Below are 23,448 nucleotides of genomic sequence, written 5' to 3'. Positions count from 1 at the left end.
TTAAAAATTGGGCATCATCACCCGCTAAGTTTTACATTTTATTGTATTTTTAGCCACCAACTATCATACTAAAAATACAATCTCACACCAATGACCAAAACCAAAGTAGCCATACTTGGCGCAGGCTATATATCCGATATTCACCTCGAATCGTACCACCGCTTTGTACCCGAGGTAGAGGTAGTGGCCGTATATGCCCGTAATATTGATAAGGCAAAGGCATTTGCCGATAAATACCATATTTCCCAGTGGTTCAGCGATGTAGACCAGCTTTTGGCCCAAACCGACTGCGAGGTAATAGATATTTGTGTACCTAACTACCTGCACGCCAGCACCTGTATAAAAGCCGCCAATGCCAAAAAACACATTATTATTGAAAAACCACTGGCCGTTACCTTAGAGGAAGCCGACGAAATGATAGCCGTATGCAAGCAAAACAATGTTAAGCTGATGTACGCCGAGGAGCTGTGCTTTGCGCCTAAATACGAGCGTGCGCGCCAGTTAGTTAAAGAGGGTGCCGTAGGCGATGTGTATATGTTAAAACAGGCCGAAAAGCACTCAGGGCCGCATACAGACTGGTTTTACGACATTAACCTGGCCGGCGGTGGGGTAATTATGGATATGGGTTGTCATGCCCTCGGCTGGTTCCGCTGGATGCTGGATCATGCTAAGGTAAAGGACGTTTACGCCACCATGAGTACCGTTTTACACCAGGGGCGCACCCAAGGCGAAGACAATGCGGTGGTGATAGTAGAGTTTGAGAACGGTGTTACCTGCGTTGCCGAAAGCAGCTGGGCCAAACACGGCGGTATGGACGACCGATGCGAGATATACGGTACCGGTGGAGTAGTATACGCCGACCTTTTTCAAGGTAATTCGGCGCTTACTTATAGTCGCGACGGCTATGGCTACGCCATGGAAAAAGCCGATACTTCTGCAGGATGGAGCTTCACCATATTCGAGGAAGCCTTTAACCAGGGCTATCCGCATGAGCTTAAGCACTTTATAGAGTGCGTTCGCGAAAACAAAACCCCGCTGGTAACCGGCGAGGACGGCCGTGCGGTGCTCGAAATCATATACGCAGCTTACGCATCGGCAGGTGCCGGCAAAAAGATAGCCCTGCCCTACAGCGCCAAAGTTGCTAAACCTGTCGACTTATGGCTTAACACTAAACAAATCAGTTAAATGAAAATATCTATACATCAAACTTACGACGAGATGTCGGCAGCGGCAGCTCAAATGGTGATCGACCAGGTAGCCAAAAAACCCGATTCGGTACTGTGCTTTCCTTCGGGCGACTCGCCTACCGGAATGCTGAATTACCTAGTGCAATACGCCAATGAAGGTAAAACAGACCTTAGCCAATGCTTTTTTATTGGCCTGGATGAATGGGTTGGTATGGATGAAAACGACGTTGGCAGCTGTAAATACTATTTAAAAACACATTTTTTTGGCAAGCTTAACACTTTACCAAAAAACATCACCCTGTTTGATGCCAAAGCGGCCGACCTTGATGCGGAATGCGAAAAGATGAATGCCTTTATAAGCAGCAAAGGCGGTTTAGATATGATGATAGTAGGCATAGGCATGAACGGCCATTTAGGCCTTAACGAGCCGGGAACGCCATTTAACCTTTATGCCCACCGCTCGGAGTTAGACCCTATAACCGTACAGGTAGGCCAAAAATACTTTACCACAGAAACTAAACTAACCGAAGGTATTACGCTTGGTTTAAAACACCTAACAGAAGCAAAAACAGCGGTTTTAATAGCATCGGGGCCTAAAAAAGCGCCGATTATAGCCGAAAGCCTGCAAGGTAGTGTTACAACCGAAGTGCCTGCGTCTATACTACAAACCATCCCGGGGGCTATCATCCTGTTAGATAAAGACGCCGCCTCGGAGTTGGAGCATGCTTCATAATGCAATATGACAGACCAGCTTAAGCAAATACAGAAGTGCCTGCAAAATGCAGATAGCCTGTTGGCTACCAAAAAAGTAGCTGCCGGCTTTGATGGTTTTATAGATGCCATTGTTAAGGTGGTTAACTATAAAACGGATAAAGGTGCTGTTTTCTTTAAAACCATAGCTGAATTTGGCAATTACATAACTGCCAAAAGCGGCTCGGGGTTTAGTTTAGAGAGCGAGGAGTTGATGCAAAAGCTGGGTGGTAATATGCCCATTATGGCCAATGCGATGGCACAAATGGGCAGCAAGGTTAATTGTGTAGGCGCTTTTGGTGTACCCGGCATTGCCCCTGCCTTTGCAGATATGCACCCCTGTTGTACATTGTATAGCTTCACCAACCCGGGTTTTACCAATGCTATTGAGTTTGCCGACGGTAAAATAATGCTGGCCCAAATGACCGACCTGAATAAAGCTGACTGGGGCACCATTACAAGCAGCATTGGGTTAAATATGTTAAAGGATATATTTACGGGTACCGACCTGGTTTGCCTGGTAAACTGGAGCGAGTTGGATCACTCCAATAACATTTGGCAGGGGCTTTTAAATGATATATTCAGCAATAACCCCTATCCACCCAAACAATTCTTTTTCGACCTGTCCGATTGCTCTAAACGTAGCAAAGACACTATTTTATCAGCTATTAAACTATTACAGCAGTTTAGCAAATACGGCCATGTTACATTAAGCCTTAACCGCAACGAGGCGAATATCCTTTATAAATACCTAATAAACCAAGCCGCGTCTGATGATTTACCAACTATAGGCAACCAACTATATGTTGATTTAGGCTTAAATGCGCTTATTATTCATTCCTCCCAAACCTCACTGGCGTGGGATGCAAATGGTATTTACAGTCACCAACCTGCTTTTATTAGCGACCCCAAAATATCTACAGGTGCAGGCGACAACTTTAACGCGGGATATTGTATAGCACAAATGCTAGGGCTTAATACGCTGCAGTCGTTAATACTGGCTAATACAACAGCAAATTGTTACATAAAAAGCGGCCAAAGCCCCGATATTACAACCCTTTCGGTTTACATTTCCGAATTAATAGTTGCATCTTTATAACACCAATTATTAAACTTCATGTCATTAAATACTACTGATAATTCGGGCAATACAGCCCCGAATACTTTTGATGCTATTGTAATAGGTTCGGGTATCAGCGGCGGCTGGGCTGCCAAAGAATTGTGCGAACAAGGCCTAAAAACACTTGTTTTAGAGCGTGGCCGGGATGTTGAACATATTAAAGACTACCCAACTGCCACTACACCGCCATGGGGCTTTAAATATCGTGCACGCATGAGCGAGGCGTTTTACAAAGAAAACCCGCTGATTACCAAAGCCGCCGGGTTTGGCGACGATTGCGATCACTTTTTTATAAAAGATAAAGACCACCCCTACGTGCAGGAGAAGCCTTTTGACTGGATACGTGGTTACCAGGTGGGCGGCAAATCGTTAACATGGGGGCGTGCCACCCAACGCTGGAGCGAGTTTGAATTTACCGCGCCAAAGCGTTTTGGTTATGGTATAGAATGGCCCATAGGCTATCAGGATGTGGCCCCATGGTACTCGCACGTAGAGAAATTCATAGGCATATGCGGCAATAAAGACGGCCTTGAGGCCATGCCCGACGGCGAATTTTTACCACCGTTTGAGATGAACGCCCCTTTAGTTCACCTTAAAGAATCGCTTCAAAAAAATTATACCGACAGGCATTTGGTACACGCACGCTGGGCCCACTTAACCGAACCAAAGCAGATACATTTAGATCAGGGCCGGGGCAAGTGCCAGGCACGTAATATGTGTATGCGCGGTTGTCCGTTTGGCGGCTACTTTAGTTCGGTAAGCTCTACCCTGCCATGGGCTAAAAAAACCGGTAATTTAACCATCAGGCCGCATTCGGTAGTACACTCGGTTATTTATGATGAAAAACTGGGCAAAGCCAGCGGCGTTAGGGTGATAGATGCCAATACTAAAGAAGTAATTGAGTATCACGCTAAAGTGATATTCATGAATGCGTCGGCGCTTAATACTAACCTGATACTGCTTAACTCAAAATCAAAACGTTTCCCAAACGGCCTGGGTAACGATAGCGGTATATTAGGTAAATACATCGCGTTCCATAACTACAGGGCATCTATAACGGCTACGCACGATGGCTTTTTAGATAAATACTATTATGGCCGCAACCCTACCGATTTAATATTGGTAAATTACCGCAACCTGCACAAGCAGGATACCGACTTTTTTGGTGGTTATACCACTTTTGTTAATGCCTATCGCGACCAGCACCCTGCCGAAACTGAAGAAGGGCAAGTGGGTGCCGAATACAAAGACAACCTAAGCGAACCGGGCGGCTGGCATGTTTTTATGTACCTGCAAGGCGAAACCGTACCTGTAGAAAGCAACCATGTGCGCCTTAGCGATACTGAGAAAGACCAATGGGGTATACCGCTACTGGTTACATCGGTAGAGTATCATGATAATGATGAGCGGATGATCAAAGATTTTTTAACACAAAGCGCTGATATGCTGGAGAAGGCAGGTTGTAAAAACATCAAACCGTACAACAATAAACAGTCGCCGGGGTTAGATATACATGAAATGGGTGGTGTACGCATGGGTAAAGATCCCAAAACATCAATGTTAAACGAATGGAACCAACTGCACCATTGTAAAAACGTATTTGTAACTGATGGCGCCTGTATGACCAGCACCGGCAACCAAAGCCCATCTATATTATACATGGCGCTTACAGCAAGGGCTGCTACTTATGCGGTTAATGAGATAAAAAAAGGTAATTTGTAATATATCACCAAAAAAATGAAAAAACTAAGTCTGATACTGTTTGCCGGCATAGCTTTAAGTAGCTGTGATTCGGCAAAAACAAAAAGCACCGCAACAGATATTGATACCGTTGCCATTGCTAAAGATACCGTTGCCGAAGGATTTACCCCCCTATTTGATGGCAAAACCACTAATGGCTGGCATACTTACGGCAAAACCACCATAGGCAAAGCCTGGAAAATGGAAAATGGTGTATTACACTTAGATGCATCGCATAAAGGCGATTGGCAAACTGCCGATGGCGGCGATATTGTAACAAATGACGAATACGAAAACTTTGACCTGAAGGTGGAGTGGAAAATATCAAGGGCAGGGAATAGCGGCATTTTGTTTTATGTAAAGGAAGACCCTAAATACCAGTATTGCTGGTGGACAGGCCCCGAAACCCAGGTTGCCGACAATAAAGAGAATGAGGATGGCAAACTCATCAAACACCGCGCAGGAGACCTTTACGATTTGATGTCGATTTCAAAAGATGTAGTAAAACCGGCCGGCGAATGGAATAAAACAGAAGTGATTGCCAATAATGGCAAGCTGGAAATATTGGTTAACAACGAGCATGTATTATCAACCACCTTATGGGATGATAATTGGAAAAAACTGGTAGCCGGTAGCAAATTTAAAGAGTGGCCAGACTTTGGGACCTTTAAAAAAGGCCGTATAGCGCTTCAGGATCACGGTGCCGATGTTTGGTTCAGGAATGTGGAGATAAAAAAGTTATAGCATAAATGCTTAAACAAACAAAAAAGGAGGATCGTTATCCTCCTTTTTTGTTTGTGCCCTGTCAACAATTTTCGATATTAGCGCAGCATGAAAAACAACTACCCTAACCGACTTATATATAACTTGCTTTTTAGTTTAACAATACTCTTTACATCAAGCGGCTTTGCGACTAATAATGCAAAGCCTGTTAACTTACGTACCGAATATTTAGAGAACCCCTTAGGGCTGGATGTAACACACCCTCGCTTAACATGGATGCTGGCTGATGATAGGCAAGGCGCCAAACAAACCGCTTACCAGCTAATTGTGGGAACCGATTCGGCCGAAGTTAGCAGTGGTAAGGGTAACAGCTGGTATACTAATAAAATACTATCGGCTAATGCATTGGCAGTTTACCAGGGCAAGCCGCTGCAGGCCTATACTAAATACTTTTGGCAGGTTGTTGTTTGGGATAAAGATAGCAAAAAGGCATCAGTATCGGGCGTTAGCAGCTTTGAAATGGGTGTAATGAAAATGACCAACTGGAAAGGTATGTGGATAAGCGACGAGGAGAACTACAATGTTAAGCCTGCCCCCTATTTCCGCACTACATTTGGCACCGGCAAAAAAGTAAAGTCGGCGCGGGCATACATTGCAGCTGCCGGGCTTTATGAATTATACATTAATGGCGAAAAAATAGGCAACCACCGTTTAGACCCTATGTACACCCGTTTTGACAGGCGCACCTTATATGTAACTTACGATGTTACCGCTAATATAGCCGCGGGTAAAAATGCCATTGGGGTATTGCTTGGCAATGGCTGGTATAACCACCAATCAACCGCAGTTTGGGATTTTCACTTGGCATCGTGGCGTAACCGCCCTACTTTTTGTTTAGATCTGAGAATAACCTATGAAGATGGCACCTTTGAAACCATTAGCAGCAGCGAGCATTGGAAAACCAGCTTTAGCCCGGTGGTAATGAATAATATTTATACTGCCGAACATTACGACGCCCGCCTGGAGCAACCGGGATGGAATACGATCAACTTCGACGACAAAAAATGGAAGCCTGCCTTCAACCGTCCAACGCCATCGCAACACATAGTGGCGCAAGCCATGCACCCCATTCGTAATGTAGAAACCATACCCGCAAAGGCAGTAAATAAATTTGATGATAAAGATTATGTATTCGACTTGGGCCGTAATATATCAGGCGTAAGCAAAATAACTGTCACCGGTAAAGAAGGCACCATCATTCGCCTGAAACACGGCGAGCGGCTTTATAAAGATGGCCATGTGGACCTGTCGAATATCGATCTGCACTATCGCCCTACCGATGATAAAGACCCTTTCCAGGTGGATATATTTATATTGAGTGGCAATGGCGAAGAAACCTTTATGCCGAAGTTTAATTACAAGGGCTTCCAATATGTAGAGGTAACCAGTAGCGAGCCGATATCGTTATCTGCCGCAAGCCTTACCGGTTACTTTATGCATAGCGACGTACCGCCAATTGGGCAGCTGAGCACCTCAAATACAACCATAAACAAAATATGGTACGCCACCAATAACTCGTACCTCAGCAACCTTTTTGGCTACCCGACGGATTGCCCGCAACGCGAAAAAAATGGTTGGACCGGCGATGCACACATAGCCGCCGAAACCGGCTTATACAACTTTGATGGCATCACCATATACGAAAAATGGATGGCCGACCACCGCGACGAGCAGCAGCCAAATGGTACATTACCGTCCATTATTCCTACCGCGGGCTGGGGCTACGAATGGGGTAACGGGCCCGACTGGACAAGCACCATTGCACTTATTCCATGGAATGTTTACCTGTTTTATGGCGACACCAGGATACTGGAAGACAATTACGAGAATATAACCCGTTACGTAAACCATATTAACGACCTATACCCTACAGGCTTAACCACATGGGGCCTGGGTGACTGGGTACCTGTAAAGTCGGTTTCTCCGGTCGAGGTAACCTCTACCGCGTATTATTTTGCGGATGTTACCATAGCTGCCAAAGTGGCTAAAATATTGGGTAAAACAGCCGATGCTGCTAAATACACCGCACTGGCAGCCAAAATTAAAAATGCCTTTAATGACAAATATCTGAACGAGCAAACAGGCAATTACAACAAGGGCCTGCAAACCGAGTTGGCTGTACCTTTATATTGGGGATTAGTGCCTGATGCCTTTAAAGCAAAAATTTCAAAACGATTAGCGGAGCGTGTTGAGGCAGATAACTTTCACCTTGATGTGGGAATTTTAGGCGGCAAGGCCATTTTAGGTGCCTTAAGCGATAATGGCTACCCCGATGTTGCTTACAAAATAGCCTCGCAGGAAACCTACCCATCATGGGGCTGGTGGATGGTAAACGGAGCCACTACCTTATATGAAAATTGGAAGATAGATGCCAAGTCCGACATCTCGATGAACCACATTATGTTTGGTAATATCGGCGCTTGGTTGTACAGCGGTGTAGGCGGCATTAAGCCTGATGAGCAGCACCCGGGCTTTAAAAACGTATTGTTGCAACCCAACTTTGTAAGCGGCTTAAACGAGTACAATTCAACACACAAAGGGCCGTTTGGCAATATCGTATCAAACTGGAAACGCGAAGGCAATGCAGTAGCATATACCGTTGTAATACCGGCTAATACTACCGCTGATATACACTTTCCGGTAATTGGCAATCAAAAAGCCTATTTAAACGGCAAGGCAGTACCAAACATATATCATATTGCTGCCGGCAGTTATCAGTTTGTAATAAAGTAGGGCCACGGCTGATTTGTTAATTTAGTGCAATGCTTTACATTAAAAACAGGGCGTTAATTTTTAGTTGGTAACTTTACAATAATGAGCGATCAACCACAAATATTAGCTTTAAATGATATCAAATTGTTGGTTGATACCTTTTACCGGCGCATCCAAACCGACGATTTGCTCGGCCCGATATTTGAACAGCGCATACAAGGTAAATGGCCCATACATCTTGAGAAAATGTATCGTTTTTGGCAAACCGTTTTATTAGGCGATCACACGTACTTCGGCAGCCCCTTTCCGCCGCATGCGCAGTTACCGGTAGACCATACACACTTTGATAGATGGATGAACTTATTTAACCAAACTATCGACGAGCTATTTACCGGAGATAAGGCAGATGAAGCTAAATGGCGGGCAGCTAAAATGGCCGAAATGTTTCAGCATAAAATAGCTTACATTAAAACCCACCCCTTAAATATTTTGTAATTAGTGCAACCAGCCTAGCTAATTATTTACCTTGTAATTGTAATTTAACAGCTTACCCACTACTACGCTATTTACCAGTTTCCATTCTTTCAATTCGGGCAAAAACGCGGGCAGCTCAAGTCCTGATCTTTCAGCGGCTTTGGTGTAAAACTCAGCTTTTGTAGGATGCTGTGGCGAGCACGCATTCAGCAATAATCCAAAATTATCATTTGTTATTACTGCTTCGGTTATACCTATACAATCATCCAAATGAATAAGGTTTACCGGTGCCATGCCATTAGGTATATCCTTTTTACCGGCAAAGAATCTTCCCGGGTCGCGACCGGGGCCAATTAGCCCCCCAAAGCGCATAATGGTGGTTTTAAAACTTGTTTGCTGTTTGAAAAGCTGCTCGGCTTCCAAAAGCACTTCGCCGCCGGGCGTATTAGGTTGGGGCTCGGTTTCTTCTGTTACTTCCTGGTTTAAGTCGGCATATACCCCTGTAGAACTAATAAGGATAACTTTCCTGATGCTGCTTATATTTATCGCATTTACAACTTTCTTCAATTTAGGCACATACTCTGCTCCCCGGCCCGACCTGCTTTTAGGGGGGATGGCAATTACTAAAATATCCGCTTTAAAAAAATCAGGGTTGGGTTGGCTATCATCAGACAGATCTATCAAAAATGGTTGAATGCCTTCGTTTGCCAGTAAATCAAGCTTATCCGTAGATGTTGTCGAACCTTTGACCACATTCCCCTTTACTACCAGCGATTTTGCCAGCGCCAAGCCATACCATCCGCAACCTAAAATACTAATTGTCATTATGGCGAAGATAAGCAACGGTTATAAAGGTTGGAGATGTTGTAATGGTTAAAAATTTAACAAACTTCAATCTCCCCCTTTAGGGGGCTGGGGGATTACTATATTTGTTCCTATGGATACCATACCCGTTTTATCTGATACCGAACTGCGTGTATTGGGCTCGCTGATGGAAAAAAGCAAAACCACACCCGATTATTACCCTATGACCCTTAACGGCCTCACCGCCGCCTGCAACCAAAAAACCGCGCGCAAGCCGGTGGTAGATTATGATGAGAACACCGTTATGCTGGCGCTGGATACCTTAAAACGCAAAGGGTTAATATCTACCGCTACAGGTGGCAGCAGCCGGGCAATAAAGTATAAGCATAACTTTGGTATCGTATTCCCGGTAGTGCCGGCAGAAGTGGCTGTAATATGCCTGCTGATATTGCGTGGACCACAAACGCCCGGCGAGATCAATACCAACTCGGGCCGATTATATGAGTTTGACGACCTGGATGAAGTGAATACCATGCTGGAAAAACTGGCCGGTGGCGATATGCCTTATATACTGCAATTACCCAAACGCCCGGGGCAAAAAGAGGTGCGTTACCGCCATTTGTTAGGTGGCACCATCATAGAAGATGACAGCACCGACGAACCAAGTCGCCGCGCATCAACATCCGAACTGGAAGAACGCCTAAGCAAAGTGGAAATCGAATTAGCTGAATTGAAAGAAGCTTTTGATAAACTGATGAAGGAGCTGACATAATCCTTAATTCCTTCCCCAGGTAGGGGTGCGGTTGATTTACGTACTGGCATGAAAGGGTTGAACATTATACATGACGCCCTAAACCCCTACCTCCTCTTTCCCCATGAAAGGAATCGCACATGTCCAACTCTTTCTTACGGCTTTTAACCGTTATACTGTTCGTCCGTTACATGCTCCATCCAATCAACCGGCGAACCGTTTAGTTTTTCCTGTATGGCAATATGGCTCATGGCGGTTGTGGCGGTCGCGCCATGCCAGTGTTTTTCGTTTGGTGCAAAATACACTACATCGCCTTGTTTAATATCTTGCCTTGCATCACCTTCGCGCTGTACCCAGCCTGCGCCTACGGTCACTATCAGTGTTTGCCCGAACGGGTGGGTGTGCCAGGCTGTGCGTGCGCCGGGTTCAAAAGTAACCAGCGCCATTGCCACGCGCGATGGTTCGGGCGGGTTAACTAATGGGTCTATGCGTACTGTTCCGGTAAAATATTCGGCGGGGCCTTTGCCCGATGGCTGCGAGCCATTACGTATTATTTCCATAGTTAATCTACAATTGGCGAGTGTTTAAGTTTTTCAATATTCCCTCCCACGGGGAGGGGTGTGGTTGGCATGTGTAGTGACAGGGAGGGGTTATACGCTACGCAATAGACAGCACTTCGTTAAACCCCTACCCCCTCCATCCCCAGGAAGGAATCGCACTTGCCAACGCTTTGAAGTTTAAAAACTATCCATGATAATCCGGCTCGTCCTTTATCATTTTACGCTCGATACGCCTATCGGGTATAAACCATATACAAGCTACTACAATGTATAGTGCAAAGCCTATCCAAGCGTGTATAAAAGAAACAACTATTGCTGTACCATATATACCTATTGATACCATTCCTTTATTATCGTTCCCAAAGGCATGTGCCAGCAAAGAATTTTCGCCGTGGTGGCGTATGAGCTGTTTAGCTAATATTGTATAGGCTATGGCATTCATAATAAGCACTATGCCATAGCATACAACGGGCCATTGTGCAAAATGGTTCTCGCCCATCCAAGCGGTTACAAAAGGCACCAGCGAGAGCCAGAAAAGCAAATGCATATTGGCCCACATTACGGCACCGTTAATAGACTTTGCCGCGTGAAACATGTGGTGGTGATTGTTCCAGTAGATACCTACATAAACAAAACTGAGCACATAGCTTACAAATACAGGCAGCAGGTGCTGCAAGGCTTCCAAACTGGCATCATGTGGTACCTTTAACTCTAGTACCATTATGGTGATGATGATAGCTATTACCCCGTCGCTAAATGCTTCTATACGTCCTTTACCCATTATTTAGCCTGTTTAATTAAATATGCCGCAATATCGTTAGCAGCCTTATCATTTTCAAATGTAGCAGGCAAGCGCCCGTTGGTATATTCGTTATATAACCATGGGTCGCCAATGGCCATTACCATGCCTTTGCCATATTTTGCTATCGCGATGATGGTTGCGCCTGCCTTATTAACCAAAGCAGTTTTTGCATTGCCGCTTAAGGTAATTGAGCAAACATCCTTCATAAAAATCTTTTGTGCCGATGCAAATACGGCATTGCCGGTAGTAACTACCGCGCCATCCTCAAAGTGCATATCATCAACCACATGGTTTTGCATATCGTTGTTAAAATGCATACCAAACTTTGCGGCCAATTTATTAAAATGAGGCAGCTCTACATTGGCGCTGTCGTTAGCCATTAGCAGCAATACACCACCCTGCTTTACCCAGGCGGCAATTTCGGTTACATCAGCCTGGTTAATATATTTTGGATCGGGGCTTTCCTTTTTAGTATCAGGGTCAACTATAATGTATATGCCCGTACCCTTTAACTTATCGGCCGTGGGTGCCACATCCAGCGCGCTTAATACCGCACCCTTATTTTTAAAGGCATCGCCAAAAACCGAAAAACCTGTATTGCTTTTATCTTCCCATAAATAATGGAAACGCTCGGGCTGGTCGGCAGTGTTTTTGCGCGCCTCGTGATTAAAATAATAATCGAGCGTAACCACCACCTGTGCATTTGCAGTAAAGCTATAAACAGTAGCTAAAATAATGGTGATGCCAAAGCGCTTCATATTATACCCCGCTAAATACCGAAAACCCACCATCCACACATATCATAGAGCCGGTTACAAATGCCGAGGCATCGCTCAACAGCCATACCAATGCGCCCTTTAACTCATCGGGGTGGCCAAAGCGTTTAAACGGGGTGTTCCTTATCACTGCTTCGCCACGCGGGGTGTAGCCGCCTTCGGGCTTGGTTAAAAGGTTGCGGTTTTGCTCGGTCAGGAAAAAGCCCGGCGCCAATGCATTCATGCGTATCGCATCGCCATAGCGGTTAGCAAGTTCTACAGCAAACCACTGGGTATAACAATCAACCGCCGCCTTGCCCATATTATACCCAAGCACCTTGGTTACCGCGCTTTTAGAGTTCATGGATGATATGTTTACAATACTGCCCTTGCCTGTTTTGGCAATAGCTTCTCCAAATATTTGGGTAGGTATCAATGTGCCCCAAAGGTTAAGGTCAGCCACTTTTTTCATGCCCTCCAGCTTAATGCTAAAAACGTCCTCTTCGGGTTGTAAAACGCCATCGGGCATGTTACCACCGGCAGCATTCACCAGGCCATCCAAACGGCCATAAGTATCTAATACCTGCTTTTTAGCAGCCTGCAGCTCGGCTTCGTTCATTACATCGGCTACTAAAGCTAATGCTTTGCCGCCATTTTTGTTTATCGCGTTAGCGCGTTCTTCGGCAACTTGCTGGTTACGGCCCAAAATACCTACGGTACCCCCGGCTTCAACAATGCCATTTACAAAGGCGTTCCCTAATATACCTGTACCGCCGGTTACTACTATTACCTTACCTGCTAATGAATATGAATTTTCTGCTGTCATAACTCTTTACCTAATGTCGTTGATGCTCAGGGCATCCATGTCTGTGTAATCTAAATTTTCGCCGGCCATACCCCATATAAAGCTGTAGCTGGCCGTACCACTGCCCGAGTGTATGCTCCATGGGGGCGATACAATGGCATCGTAGTTATCTAACAAAACATGCCTTGTTTCCTGCCCCTCGCCCATGTAATGAAATATTTTTTGCCCTGCAGGCAGGTCGAAATAAAAATAAGCCTCCATGCGCCTGTCGTGGGTATGCGGTGGCATGGTGTTCCATACGCTGCCTTCATGCAAAATGGTAAGGCCCATTACCAGTTGGCAACTTTTTATACCTTCTAAATGTATGTATTTGTTAATGGTGCGCAGGTTGGCTGTGCTTGCATTGCCTGTGGTTACCTTTACTGCATCTGCATGTGTCATTAACGTTGTTGGGTAAACAGCGTGCGCAGGTGCCGATAGTATATAAAACACAGCGGGGTTCGCCGTGTCAGTACTCATAAAGCTAACCTCTTTAACACCTTTGCCAATATATAGGCAGTCCAACTTATTTACCGGATATACTTGTCCGTCAACAGTTATTTCGCCATTGCCGGCAACGTTTATAATACCCATTTCACGCCGCTCTAAAAAGTAATCGGCACGCAGGCTGGGGTAATTGCCCAATTGTACTTTTTTATCAACGGGGTTTGCCGCGCCAACTATCATCCTGTCGTAATGGGTATACGTAAGGCTAAGCTGATTAGGCACTACCTGTTTATCAATTAAAAATCGCTCGCGTATTTGGGCGGTTTGGTAATTTTTAAAATCGTCGGGGTGTACACTATGTAATACTCTCAAGGCAAAATGTTTATATTTATAGTTAATTAAACGGCGCTTTACCGGCGCGGCCAATTAATAATCTAAACTATGAAACATTTATCAGCATACAAAAGCCTGTGCTTAGTAATTGTGTTTTTAATAATGAACAACCTAACAAATGCACAAACTTCCCCAACCGTATGGACCCAAAAAACAGCCGAAAAATGGTTAAAAGAGGGTGTTTGGCTAAATGGTTTAAAGCTGAGCGTAAGGCAACCGCTTAATGTATTGGAGTTTGCCAAACAGTACCACGCCAACAAAGCGGTATGGGATAAAGCCATAGATTTTTTACGCGATCGCAACCTTGAACAAATAGCCCCCGGCAAATATGTGATAGACGGAGACAATGCTTACGCCATGATAACCGAAGCGCCCGGTAAGTTAGCGGATACCGCCAAATGGGAAGACCACCAAACTTATATAGACATACACTATGTGATAAAGGGCAAAGAGTTGATAGGTGTTGAGGCTATAGACAAAGCCACTATTGTTAAACCCTATGATGCTGTGAAAGATTTAGCTATATACGATGCCAAGGGAAAATATTACACTGCTACCCCCGGTGGCTTTTATATATTTTTCCCTCCAGATGTGCACCGCCCCAACATACGCATGGGTACAAGCGAAGCCATTATAAAAAAGCTGGTGATAAAGATAAAGGTAGCAAGCCCTAATTAGCCGGGTATGCCTCGTACCTTTTCATGGCCTCGATAAAGTAATAATCGGCGTAACTTAGCGATACATCCACCTCGGAGTTACCCGGTAAACTACCTACGCTGTGCTGCAATAAAAACCCGCCATTAGCACCCTTGGCGCTGAGGTAAACAGGTGAGGATAATGACCTTAAAATTGATTGAGCCGTATAAAAGTAATCCTGTGCGTTTTTAAGGCTGTTATAGCCGCTAAGTTCTAATAATGCCGAAGCCATTATGGCGCCTGCCGAGGCATCGCGTAAAGCATTAGGGATATTTGGCGCATTGAAGTCCCAGTAAGGTATCTTATCCTCGGGAAGGTTTGCGTTATCCAGAAGAAACCTGGCGATGTGATTTGCCTGATCCAGGTATTTTTTATCCTTTGTTTCGCGGTACATTACGGTAAAGCCATACAGGCCCCAAGCCTGCCCCCTTGCCCATGCCGACTCGTTAGCGTAGCCCTGAGCTGTTTTCTTTTCTTGCACAGCGCCAGTTTCGGGATTGTAATTAACTACGTGATACGAGCTGTAATCAGGCCGATAGTGATTAAGCATAGTTGTATTGGCATGGGTTACTGCTATTTTATAATAACTACTGTCGCCGGTTACTTTGGTGGCCCAAAACAGTAGTTCAAGATTCATCATATTATCAATGATCACCAAAAAATCGGAGGGCTTTGAATCCCACGATTTTATACAGCCCACTTTTGGATTAAAGCGGGTAGATAATGATTTGGCACTGTTGAGTAATATTTGTTTATACTCCGGCTTTGGGTCGAGCCTGTAGGCATTTCCAAAGCTGCAATACATCATAAATCCCAAATCGTGGGTGCCTGTGTTAAATTGTTCTTTAGCCAGGCTACCCATTATGCGGTTGGCTTCGGCCAGCAGGGTTGCATCGTGCGAGCGTTCGTATAAATACAATAAAGTGCCCGGATAAAAGCCACTGCACCACCAACCCGAGTTACTGGTTTCGAACCTGTTTTTTTGCGGATAGTAGGCCTTGGGGAATTGATCAGCCTGCAGGTGGGTGCCCATCACTTTGTACTGATCATCTGCAAAGGCAAAATTTTGCTTTACAATAGCACTAAGCGTAGTATCTGTTCTTAACCTCGGCTGTTGCGTAGCGCCGCGCTGGCACGCTGTTACCATTAAAAAAACTACGCTAATTAACAGGTTGCTAAATTTCATCTTTTTATAATTTTTGACGGTATAAACTATCTACCGAAATATCAAATACATCTTTTAACGCCTTTTTGGCGGCGTAATAGCCGCACATGCCATGTACACCGCCCCCCGGCGGTGTAGATGCCGAGCAAATATAAATTCCTTTTGCAGATGTTTTGTATGGCGAGTACCGCAGCGCGGGCCGGGTAAACAATTGGCCAATATCTATTACGCCGCCGTTTATATCACCGCCGATATAATTGGGGTTATACTCTTCCATCTGTACCGAATCCATTACATGCCGGGCCAATATCGTTTCGCGGAAACCGGGTGCAAATCGCTCTACCTGCTTTTCGATGGCATCAGTCATGTTTTGGGTAGAGCCATTTGGCACATGGCAATATGCCCATACAGTATGTTTGCCTGCCGGTGCACGGGTAGCATCATATAAACTTTGCTGTGCCAGTAATACATATGGCTTATCGGGATGCTTTCCATCCCAGGTTTGTTGTTCAGCTACTTTAATTTCGTTTAGCGTATTGCCTATATGTACAGTACCTGCTTTTTTAGCATTAGGCGCCGTAAAGGGAATGGCGGCATCTAAGGCCCAGTCTATTTTATAAACGCCCATCCCATATCGATAACGTTCCAGTTGCCACTTGTACAGCGATGAGAATTTATGACCTGCAATTTGCAGCAAATTACGCGGCGACAGGTCAAACAGCACAGCATGTGCCGATGGTAGCTGATCTAATGATCTGATATAGGTATCTGTTTCTATTTTGCCGCCTATTGCTATAAAATGCGCTGCCAGTGCATTGGCAATGCTTTTTGAGCCGCCTTTTGGTATTGGCCAGCCTGCTAAATGCCCGGCAGCCATCAGCACCAGCGCAATAGCCGATGTAGCTACGTTGGTTATGGGTTGCATGGCGTGTGCAGCCATACCGGCAAGCAATGCTTTTGCCGGCTCGGTTTTAAAGCGTTTGGCTAAAAAAGTAACAGGCGTTATAGCTTTTAAACCAAAGTTGGCTAATGCAAGCGGATGTTTAGGAATATGCAGGGGACCTAACACATCAGCATCTATCTGCGGCCAATCGTTCACTACCGATTGCATAAGGGTGTGATAGGCGTACCCATCATCGCCTAACGAGGCCGCGGTATCTTTAATGCTTTGTTTTAATATAGCTGCCGTTCCGCCATCCATAGGGTGCGCGGCTGCAAATTCGGGTTGCAAATAGGTAAGGCCATGTGCAGCCAATGGCAATGTTTTAAAAAATGGCGAAGCCAAAGCCAAAGGATGTATGGCCGAACAAATATCGTGTGTAAAGCCTGGCAAGGTTAGCTCTGCGGAACGCAGCCCGCCGCCTATCTCGCTCTTAGCCTCCAGCAATAGCACAGAAAGGCCATTTTGCTGCATTAATATAGCTGCCGCCAAGCCGTTTGGGCCCGAACCAACTACAATTGCATCAAAATCGCGCTTTTCACGCTTCATAATTTGTATTAAAAATCTGAGTAAGCTGCCGGGTGCAAAAATATAATATCAGCATGCGATACATTGTTTTGGTACTCGGGCTTACCCGATAACTCTTTCCAGTACGCATCGGCAGAGAAAGCTTCCCAATGTTTGTCCCGGTCAGCTTTGTTATTAAACGTGGTCATATACATCAGGTTTGGCATATGGCTACCGGCAATTACGCTGGCATAAAATACCGCGTTAAAGCCAAGGCGTTTAAACAGGCCAACCTCGTCACCATCGTTAAACATTTTTACTTTGTTATAGTAGTACTTTTCGGTAGCGCTTTCGTAGCTGCGCAGTTCGTAAATACGCTCGGCTTTATCAGCAGTTAAATTGGGTACGGCGGGGGCAAGCATCTCGCGAAATGCTGATAAAACAATAGTTTCTACCCTTGTATATGGTGGGGTTTTAAAGTTAGCATCAATATAAGCCTTATTAGCATCGGTTGCTGTGGCATTATATAATTTAAGGTCAAGGTCGTTCAGATCTTTTAACGATTTAAAAGGAACAAATACATAAATACGTTTTGCCGTATCTGTTTCTATCGATTTAAATACGCCCACATTTTTAATACCCATTTTATGTAAAGCAGGCACATAGGCATCTTTCAAATAAGTGTCTAAAACATCCTCTTGTGCTTTGTCTTTAAGGTGATATACCTTTATTTGGTAATAATAACCTTCGGCAGCCTTAACATTGTAGGCAGATAACAAAAACACAAGCAGCAGGCCCAGCCCGGCTAAGCGAAATAACTTTTTATTAAATAGCATGATAATTTAAGATAATGATTGTGGTAAAGTTATTCAACTTTACCTTATAAACAATGATTTATTGACCTGGTTTTTTATTAGTCGACCATTTTACAAGGGCATCCATAATCTCCTGTAATTTTAAAGGTTTGCTCAGGTAATCGTTCATGCCGGCTTCAAGGCATTGTTCGCGGTCTTCGGCAAGGGCATTGGCTGTCATGGCTATAATAACCGGCTGATGGTCCATGTTTTGCCGTATAAAGCGGGTTGCCTCCAACCCGTCCATTTCGGGCATTTGCACATCCATTAAAATAATATCGTACCTTTTATTTACCAGCGCGTTCAATGTTTCGTGGCCATTTTCGGCAACATCGGGCTTGTAGCCCATTTTGTTTAAAATGTACATGGCCAGTTTTTGGTTTATAGCGTTATCTTCGGCTATTAAAATGTTAACCGGGTACTGTAGGGCAAAGTCTTCCGAGAATGGGGTTTTAGTGGCCTCAACTTCCTTTTTAACTTCTACATTCAGTTTTAGCTGCTGTATGATATGCTGATATAACACCTGGTGCTTGGTCGGTTTTGACAATGTTGCATCAAACAGGTGCGCATGCCGTTTACTATTCTCGTTACCCATTGATGTAAGCAGTATAACAGGCAGCGATGGTTTACTTGTTTTTATTTGTTTAGTTAAGGTAACGCCATCCATTTCGGGCATGTTCATATCAGTTATAACCAGGTCGATACTTTTATTTTCATTTAATATTGCCAAAGCTTCGGCACCCGAGGCAGCCATTACCGGCACAAAGCTCCACTGCTTTAACTGCTCTTCTAAAATATCGCGGTTGGTATTGTTATCATCAATAACCAATATTTGTTTGTTTTGTACTTCGGCAACGTTTAAGTGTACATAATTGCGCTGCGTCTTTTTACCCGGATCAGCCATAATAGTGAACGAAAAAGTTGTACCACTACCCACCTGGCTTTTAACCGAGATATCGCCCCCCATTAAGGCTACCAGTTTTTCGCTAATAGCCAGGCCCAGGCCTGTACCGCCATATTTGCGCGTAGTGCTCGAATCAACCTGCGAGAACGCTTTAAACAACTTGTTTAATTTATTTGGCGGTATACCAATACCCGTGTCGCGTATCTCAAATAACAACTCGAACCGGTTATTATGATTACTTTTTAGCTTCACACATATAAACACCTCGCCCCTGGCGGTAAATTTAACCGCGTTGCCTACCAGGTTAATCAGAATCTGCCTTAACCTGAACGCATCTGCTATTATCTGCGATGGCACATCATGTTCAACCTGGTACACCAGGTCCAGGTTGGAGCGGGCGGCTTTTTCGGCAAATACATCCAGTACGGCTTCAATACACTCACGCAGGTCAAAGTCCTGCTCGTCCAGCTCCATATTACCCGACTCTATCTTTGAGAAATCAAGAATGTCATTAATTACGTTTAACAGTGTATCTCCGCAGGTTTTAATAGTTTCGGTATATTCCTTTTGCTCGAAATTCAGTTGAGTGTTCGACAGCAGCGTGGCCATACCCATCACTCCATTCATTGGTGTGCGTATCTCATGGCTCATGGTAGCCAGAAAAATACTTTTAGCCTTATTGGCCTTTTCGGCCTCTTCGCGCGCTTTTTCGGCCTCTTCACGTAACACACGCTCGCCTTTTGTCATCTCAGCAAGGCGCTCTGTACGGTCTTCTACCTGTTTCTCTAAGATAGATTTTTGTGCCTTTATGGATCTAACCCTTATCCGGAAAACGATGTATATCACCATTACTACAAGTAAAAATACAAGCAGTTTAAACCACCAAGTTAACCAAAAGGGTGGTTTGGTGATTATTTGCAAGCTGGTTGTAACCGGCGACCATAAACCCGCCGTATTTTGGTATTTAAGCTTGAAGTAATAAGTACCGGCAGGCAAATTAGTGTAAGTAGCAGTATGCCTTGCGCCAATGTAGTTCCACTCTTTGTCAAAACCTTCTAATATGTAGGCGTACTTCTTTTTATCGGCGGAGGTGTAATCTAAGGCTGCAAACTCCAATGATATAACCGACTGCTTATAATCGAGCGTTATAGACTGTGTATTGGCGATATCCTTTTTTAAGGGCGACGGGTCGGCATCATCTTTAGCCGGATTGGCATTTTTATTAAATAGTTGGAACGCGGTAATTACCAGCGGCGAAAAACCTTCGGGTTTTAAAACCTGGGCCGGTGAAAACGAATTAAAGCCGTTTACCCCCCCAAAATATAACTTGCCCGATTTGCCCTTGTAGGCAGAATGCGATTTAAACTCGTCCTCCTGCAAACCATCCTCTACCGTATAATTTTTAAACACCCGTTTAGCCGGATCGAAAGAGGAAAGGCCGCTATTGGTGCTTATCCATAGTTTACCGCCGTCATCCTCACGCGCAGCGTATATAATATCGCTTGGTAAACCATCTTTTTTGGTAAACACCGTAAAATGTCTGGTATTTGGGTTAAAAAGATTTAGGCCGGTAAAAGTGCTTACCCAAAGATTACCTTTTTTGTCCTCAAAAATATCGGACACATTATCGTTGCTAAGACTGTTACTTTTATCGTTGTGATTAAAGTGTTCAAAGGTATTGGTTGCTCTGTTTAGCAGGTTCAGTCCACCATCAAATGTACCTACCCACAACCTGCCCTTAGTATCTTCAAGTAACGAGTATACTTTGTCGCTGCTTAAACTTTTAGGGTCGTTATCATCATGTTTATAATTGATAAAAGCTTTTATAGCTGGGTTATAATGGCTAAGCCCGTAATTATAGGTACCTATCCAGGTAGTGCCGTCGTTTGAGTTTACAAGCGCGTAAATATTATCGCCGGGTAAGCTGTTGGGATTTTTAGGGTTATTTTTAAAATTGTTAAAAACGCCTGTTTTAGGGTTAAATATGCTTAAGCCATCGGCCCAAGTGCCCAGCCAAAAAAGGCCCTGCTTATCCTGATTGATAGTTAATACATAATTACCGGCTATACTATTTTTGCCTTTTTGTTGGGTATAATGGGTAACACTGCCATCCTTATAGTTAAACTTATTTAGCCCGCCGCCATCGGTTCCCGCCCAAACGTTTTTATCCGGGTCTTCGTAAACCGATAATACAAAATCGTTTGATAAACTATTGCTTAACGAGTTGTGCCTGTAATGTGTAAAGCTTTTGGTACTTCGTTTAAACAGGTTTATACCACCGCTAAAAGCGCCCAGCCACATATTACCTTGCTTGTCTTTTAAAATGGCGTATATGGTATTGCCAATGATGCTGTTCTTATCTATGTCGTCGTGCTTATAGGTACTTATACTGCCTGTTTCGGGGTTAAGTATGCATAAGCCGCCATTTTCGCCGCCTATCCAAAGGTTGCCATTCTCATCCATATTAAGGGCGTATATGGTAGTACCCGATATGGTGTTTTTTACATTATCCTGGTGCTGGTAACGGGTAAACAGGCCGCTTTTTAAATCGAGCATGTTTAAGCCATCTTTTAATGTGCCTATCCAAAGCCGCTGTTTTTTATCTTCAAAAATAGAGCTGACGTTATTGCCGGATATACTTGCCGGGTTTGCGGCATTGTACATATAAGTGGTAAAAGTGCCCGTTTGCCTGTTAAAAAGGTTTAAGCCCCCGCCTGTTGTACCCACCCATACATTTTGCTTTGTATCAATAAATACAGTGCTAACCGTATTATTGCTAATAGTGCCCGGTTTATTATCGCTATGCTTATAGTGGGTAAACTTGTCAGTTTTAACATCTAAAAAGTCCAGCCCGTTTTGCGTTGCTATCCAAATGTTCCCTATTTCGTCAACCGCTACTTTGTTTAATATATTAGCTGATATGGTGTTGGGGTTTTTATCGTCGTGATAATAACGTTTAAACCGGCCTTTATCACGCTCAAACTTATTTAAACCGATAATTGTAGCCACCCATATATTGCCCTGCTTATCTTCGGCAATATCGGCCACCATGCTACTGCTTAATGATGCTGTATCCTTTGCATCATACTTATAATACAAAAAGTTGTAACCGTCATAGCGGTTTAAGCCATCGCGGGTACCTACCCATATAAAGCCCTTGCTATCCTGTATAATGCAGCCTACGTTTATTTGCGACAAGCCTTCCTTTTTACCTAAATGCTCAAACTTTAAACTTTGATTTTGGCCAAAACAAGCCAAAATACAAAACATCAAAAAAACTGATAGTAAATGTTTACGCATTCAACAAAGGTTTACAATAGATTAATACAGGGTTTATGGTGGCTTACAATTGCTTTATACGCAATGCATTATAATTAGTTCAAATTATATAAAAAAGGGGGTAATTCAAAAACATATCGCATAAAAAAGCCCCCCGAAAATCGGGAGGCTTTATTTTAATAATTAAAGTTTTTTACAACTCGCGTACCCAAATATTACGGAAGCTAAGCGGCTCGCTTTTGTCGCCGTGTGCTTGTAATTTTATTGGGGCGGGGCCATGTGCTGCCCTGTAACCAGGCGCACCAATATATTGGGTTGGGCCCAGCAGTTCAATGTTGTTTTCAACCAGTACACCGTTAAATATAACGGTTACACGTGCCGGCGTTTTAACTTTGTCGCCATCAAATGTTGGGGCAGTCCATATTACATCGTATGTATTCCAAACGCCCGGTGGCTTGGTTGGGTTGGCAAGGGGTATAAACTGTTTGTAAATACTGCCTGCCATACCGTTAACGTATGTTTTGTTATTGTACGAATCTAATACCTGTAACTCGTAACCCAGATCGCCTTTACCTAACGATGCTAAAAATACACCGCTATTACCACGCGCCTGGCCTGTTCCAGTAATGTTTGCAGGTACTTTCCACTCGATGTGTAACTGGTAGTTACCAAATGATTTTTTGGTTTCGATGTTACCGTAAGCTTTATTTACAGTAAGGATGTCATCTTTAACATCCCATTCAGCTGCATCGCCGCTGGCTACATCTACCCATTGGTCAAGGTTTTTACCGTCAAACAATACAATAGCATCAGATGGTGCATCGCTGTTTGTTTTACCCGGCGTAACTACTTTAGGCACGGGCTCCCACTTCTCGGTATCTTCGGGTTTAGCATTTTGCGCGTTTGCCATAAAAAAACTACCTGATAGCAATGCGGTGAATATAAATTTATATTTCATGTTTAAAATTGGTTGGTGTGCTG

20 protein-coding genes are annotated in these 23,448 nt (G+C 44.1%); 9 read left to right on the top strand and 11 right to left on the bottom strand.

Features of this window, described 5'->3' with window-relative positions:
* Positions 1–90 precede the first annotated feature (90 nt).
* The 7 genes from FFF34_002360 (at position 91) to FFF34_002330 (ending at position 8,787) form a co-directional block, all read left to right on the top strand.
* Complete coding sequence (locus tag FFF34_002360; GenBank protein TSD66266.1) at positions 91–1,185, top strand: Gfo/Idh/MocA family oxidoreductase; 1,095 nt, start codon at positions 91–93, stop codon at positions 1,183–1,185.
* Positions 1,186–1,920 (top strand): glucosamine-6-phosphate deaminase, encoded by a 735-nt coding sequence (locus FFF34_002355; GenBank protein ID TSD66265.1) that lies wholly within the window; start codon positions 1,186–1,188, stop codon positions 1,918–1,920.
* Positions 1,921–1,926: 6 nt separating this feature from the next.
* Complete coding sequence (locus FFF34_002350; GenBank protein ID TSD66264.1) at positions 1,927–3,036, top strand: hypothetical protein; 1,110 nt, start codon at positions 1,927–1,929, stop codon at positions 3,034–3,036.
* Between the two features lie 18 nt (positions 3,037–3,054).
* Positions 3,055–4,779, top strand: a complete 1,725-nt coding sequence (locus FFF34_002345) for a GMC family oxidoreductase (GenBank protein ID TSD66263.1) — start codon at positions 3,055–3,057, stop codon at positions 4,777–4,779.
* A 15-nt stretch (positions 4,780–4,794) separates the two neighbouring features.
* Positions 4,795–5,541 carry a DUF1080 domain-containing protein gene (locus FFF34_002340; protein ID TSD66262.1) on the top strand — a complete coding sequence of 249 codons (747 nt, stop codon included), beginning with the start codon at positions 4,795–4,797 and terminating at the stop codon, positions 5,539–5,541.
* Positions 5,542–5,628: 87 nt separating this feature from the next.
* Complete coding sequence (locus FFF34_002335) at positions 5,629–8,313, top strand: Bacterial alpha-L-rhamnosidase (protein TSD66261.1); 2,685 nt, start codon at positions 5,629–5,631, stop codon at positions 8,311–8,313.
* Positions 8,314–8,394: 81 nt separating this feature from the next.
* Positions 8,395–8,787, top strand: coding sequence for a group III truncated hemoglobin (locus FFF34_002330; protein TSD66260.1), 393 nt, complete (start codon positions 8,395–8,397; stop codon positions 8,785–8,787).
* Between the two features lie 18 nt (positions 8,788–8,805).
* Here FFF34_002330 and FFF34_002325 read toward each other — a convergent pair whose 3' ends face one another.
* On the bottom strand, positions 8,806–9,591 hold the full coding sequence (locus FFF34_002325; protein TSD66259.1) for an SDR family oxidoreductase: 786 nt from the start codon (positions 9,589–9,591) through the stop codon (positions 8,806–8,808).
* 112 nt (positions 9,592–9,703) lie between these two features.
* Here FFF34_002325 and FFF34_002320 point away from each other — a divergent pair, with 112 nt between their 5' ends.
* The gene (locus tag FFF34_002320; GenBank protein ID TSD66258.1) at positions 9,704–10,342 is read left to right on the top strand and encodes a DUF480 domain-containing protein; all 639 of its coding nucleotides are present in this window, start codon (positions 9,704–9,706) and stop codon (positions 10,340–10,342) included.
* A 143-nt stretch (positions 10,343–10,485) separates the two neighbouring features.
* On the opposite strand, the gene FFF34_002315 is transcribed toward FFF34_002320, so the two are convergent.
* The 5 genes from FFF34_002315 to kduI form a co-directional block, all read right to left on the bottom strand.
* A complete protein-coding gene (locus FFF34_002315; GenBank protein TSD66257.1) occupies positions 10,486–10,881 on the bottom strand; it encodes a cupin domain-containing protein in 396 nt (131 codons plus the stop codon).
* 184 nt (positions 10,882–11,065) lie between these two features.
* On the bottom strand, positions 11,066–11,662 hold the full coding sequence (locus FFF34_002310) for a DUF1211 domain-containing protein (GenBank protein TSD66256.1): 597 nt from the start codon (positions 11,660–11,662) through the stop codon (positions 11,066–11,068).
* A complete protein-coding gene (locus FFF34_002305; protein ID TSD66255.1) occupies positions 11,662–12,441 on the bottom strand; it encodes a DUF4350 domain-containing protein in 780 nt (259 codons plus the stop codon). Before FFF34_002305 ends, FFF34_002310 begins: the two co-directional genes overlap by 1 nt.
* 1 nt (position 12,442) lies before the next feature.
* Complete coding sequence (locus FFF34_002300; protein ID TSD66254.1) at positions 12,443–13,264, bottom strand: SDR family oxidoreductase; 822 nt, start codon at positions 13,262–13,264, stop codon at positions 12,443–12,445.
* Positions 13,265–13,270: 6 nt separating this feature from the next.
* On the bottom strand, positions 13,271–14,101 hold the full coding sequence (kduI, locus tag FFF34_002295; protein ID TSD66253.1) for a 5-dehydro-4-deoxy-D-glucuronate isomerase: 831 nt from the start codon (positions 14,099–14,101) through the stop codon (positions 13,271–13,273).
* Positions 14,102–14,170: 69 nt separating this feature from the next.
* Here kduI and FFF34_002290 point away from each other — a divergent pair, with 69 nt between their 5' ends.
* Positions 14,171–14,800, top strand: a complete 630-nt coding sequence (locus FFF34_002290) for a DUF386 domain-containing protein (GenBank protein TSD66252.1) — start codon at positions 14,171–14,173, stop codon at positions 14,798–14,800.
* Here FFF34_002290 and FFF34_002285 read toward each other — a convergent pair.
* The 5 genes from FFF34_002285 to FFF34_002265 all read right to left on the bottom strand — a co-directional run bounded on the left by FFF34_002285 (position 14,793) and on the right by FFF34_002265 (position 23,425).
* Complete coding sequence (locus tag FFF34_002285; protein TSD66251.1) at positions 14,793–16,004, bottom strand: glucuronyl hydrolase; 1,212 nt, start codon at positions 16,002–16,004, stop codon at positions 14,793–14,795. The genes FFF34_002290 and FFF34_002285 overlap by 8 nt on opposite strands.
* A gap of 4 nt (positions 16,005–16,008) precedes the next feature.
* A complete protein-coding gene (locus tag FFF34_002280) occupies positions 16,009–17,472 on the bottom strand; it encodes an NAD(P)/FAD-dependent oxidoreductase (GenBank protein TSD66250.1) in 1,464 nt (487 codons plus the stop codon).
* Between the two features lie 8 nt (positions 17,473–17,480).
* Positions 17,481–18,266 (bottom strand): NIPSNAP family containing protein, encoded by a 786-nt coding sequence (locus FFF34_002275; GenBank protein TSD66249.1) that lies wholly within the window; start codon positions 18,264–18,266, stop codon positions 17,481–17,483.
* Between the two features lie 58 nt (positions 18,267–18,324).
* On the bottom strand, positions 18,325–22,488 hold the full coding sequence (locus FFF34_002270; protein TSD66248.1) for a response regulator: 4,164 nt from the start codon (positions 22,486–22,488) through the stop codon (positions 18,325–18,327).
* Positions 22,489–22,660: 172 nt separating this feature from the next.
* A complete protein-coding gene (locus tag FFF34_002265) occupies positions 22,661–23,425 on the bottom strand; it encodes a DUF1080 domain-containing protein (GenBank protein TSD66247.1) in 765 nt (254 codons plus the stop codon).
* Between the last annotated feature and the right edge of the window lie 23 nt (positions 23,426–23,448).

Origin of the sequence: Inquilinus sp. KBS0705, from assembly GCA_005938025.2 — a bacterium.
Lineage (GTDB): Bacteria > Bacteroidota > Bacteroidia > Sphingobacteriales > Sphingobacteriaceae > Mucilaginibacter.
The sequence above is the reverse complement of the archived record's forward strand: the minus strand, read 5'-3'. Positions and strand labels throughout refer to the sequence as shown.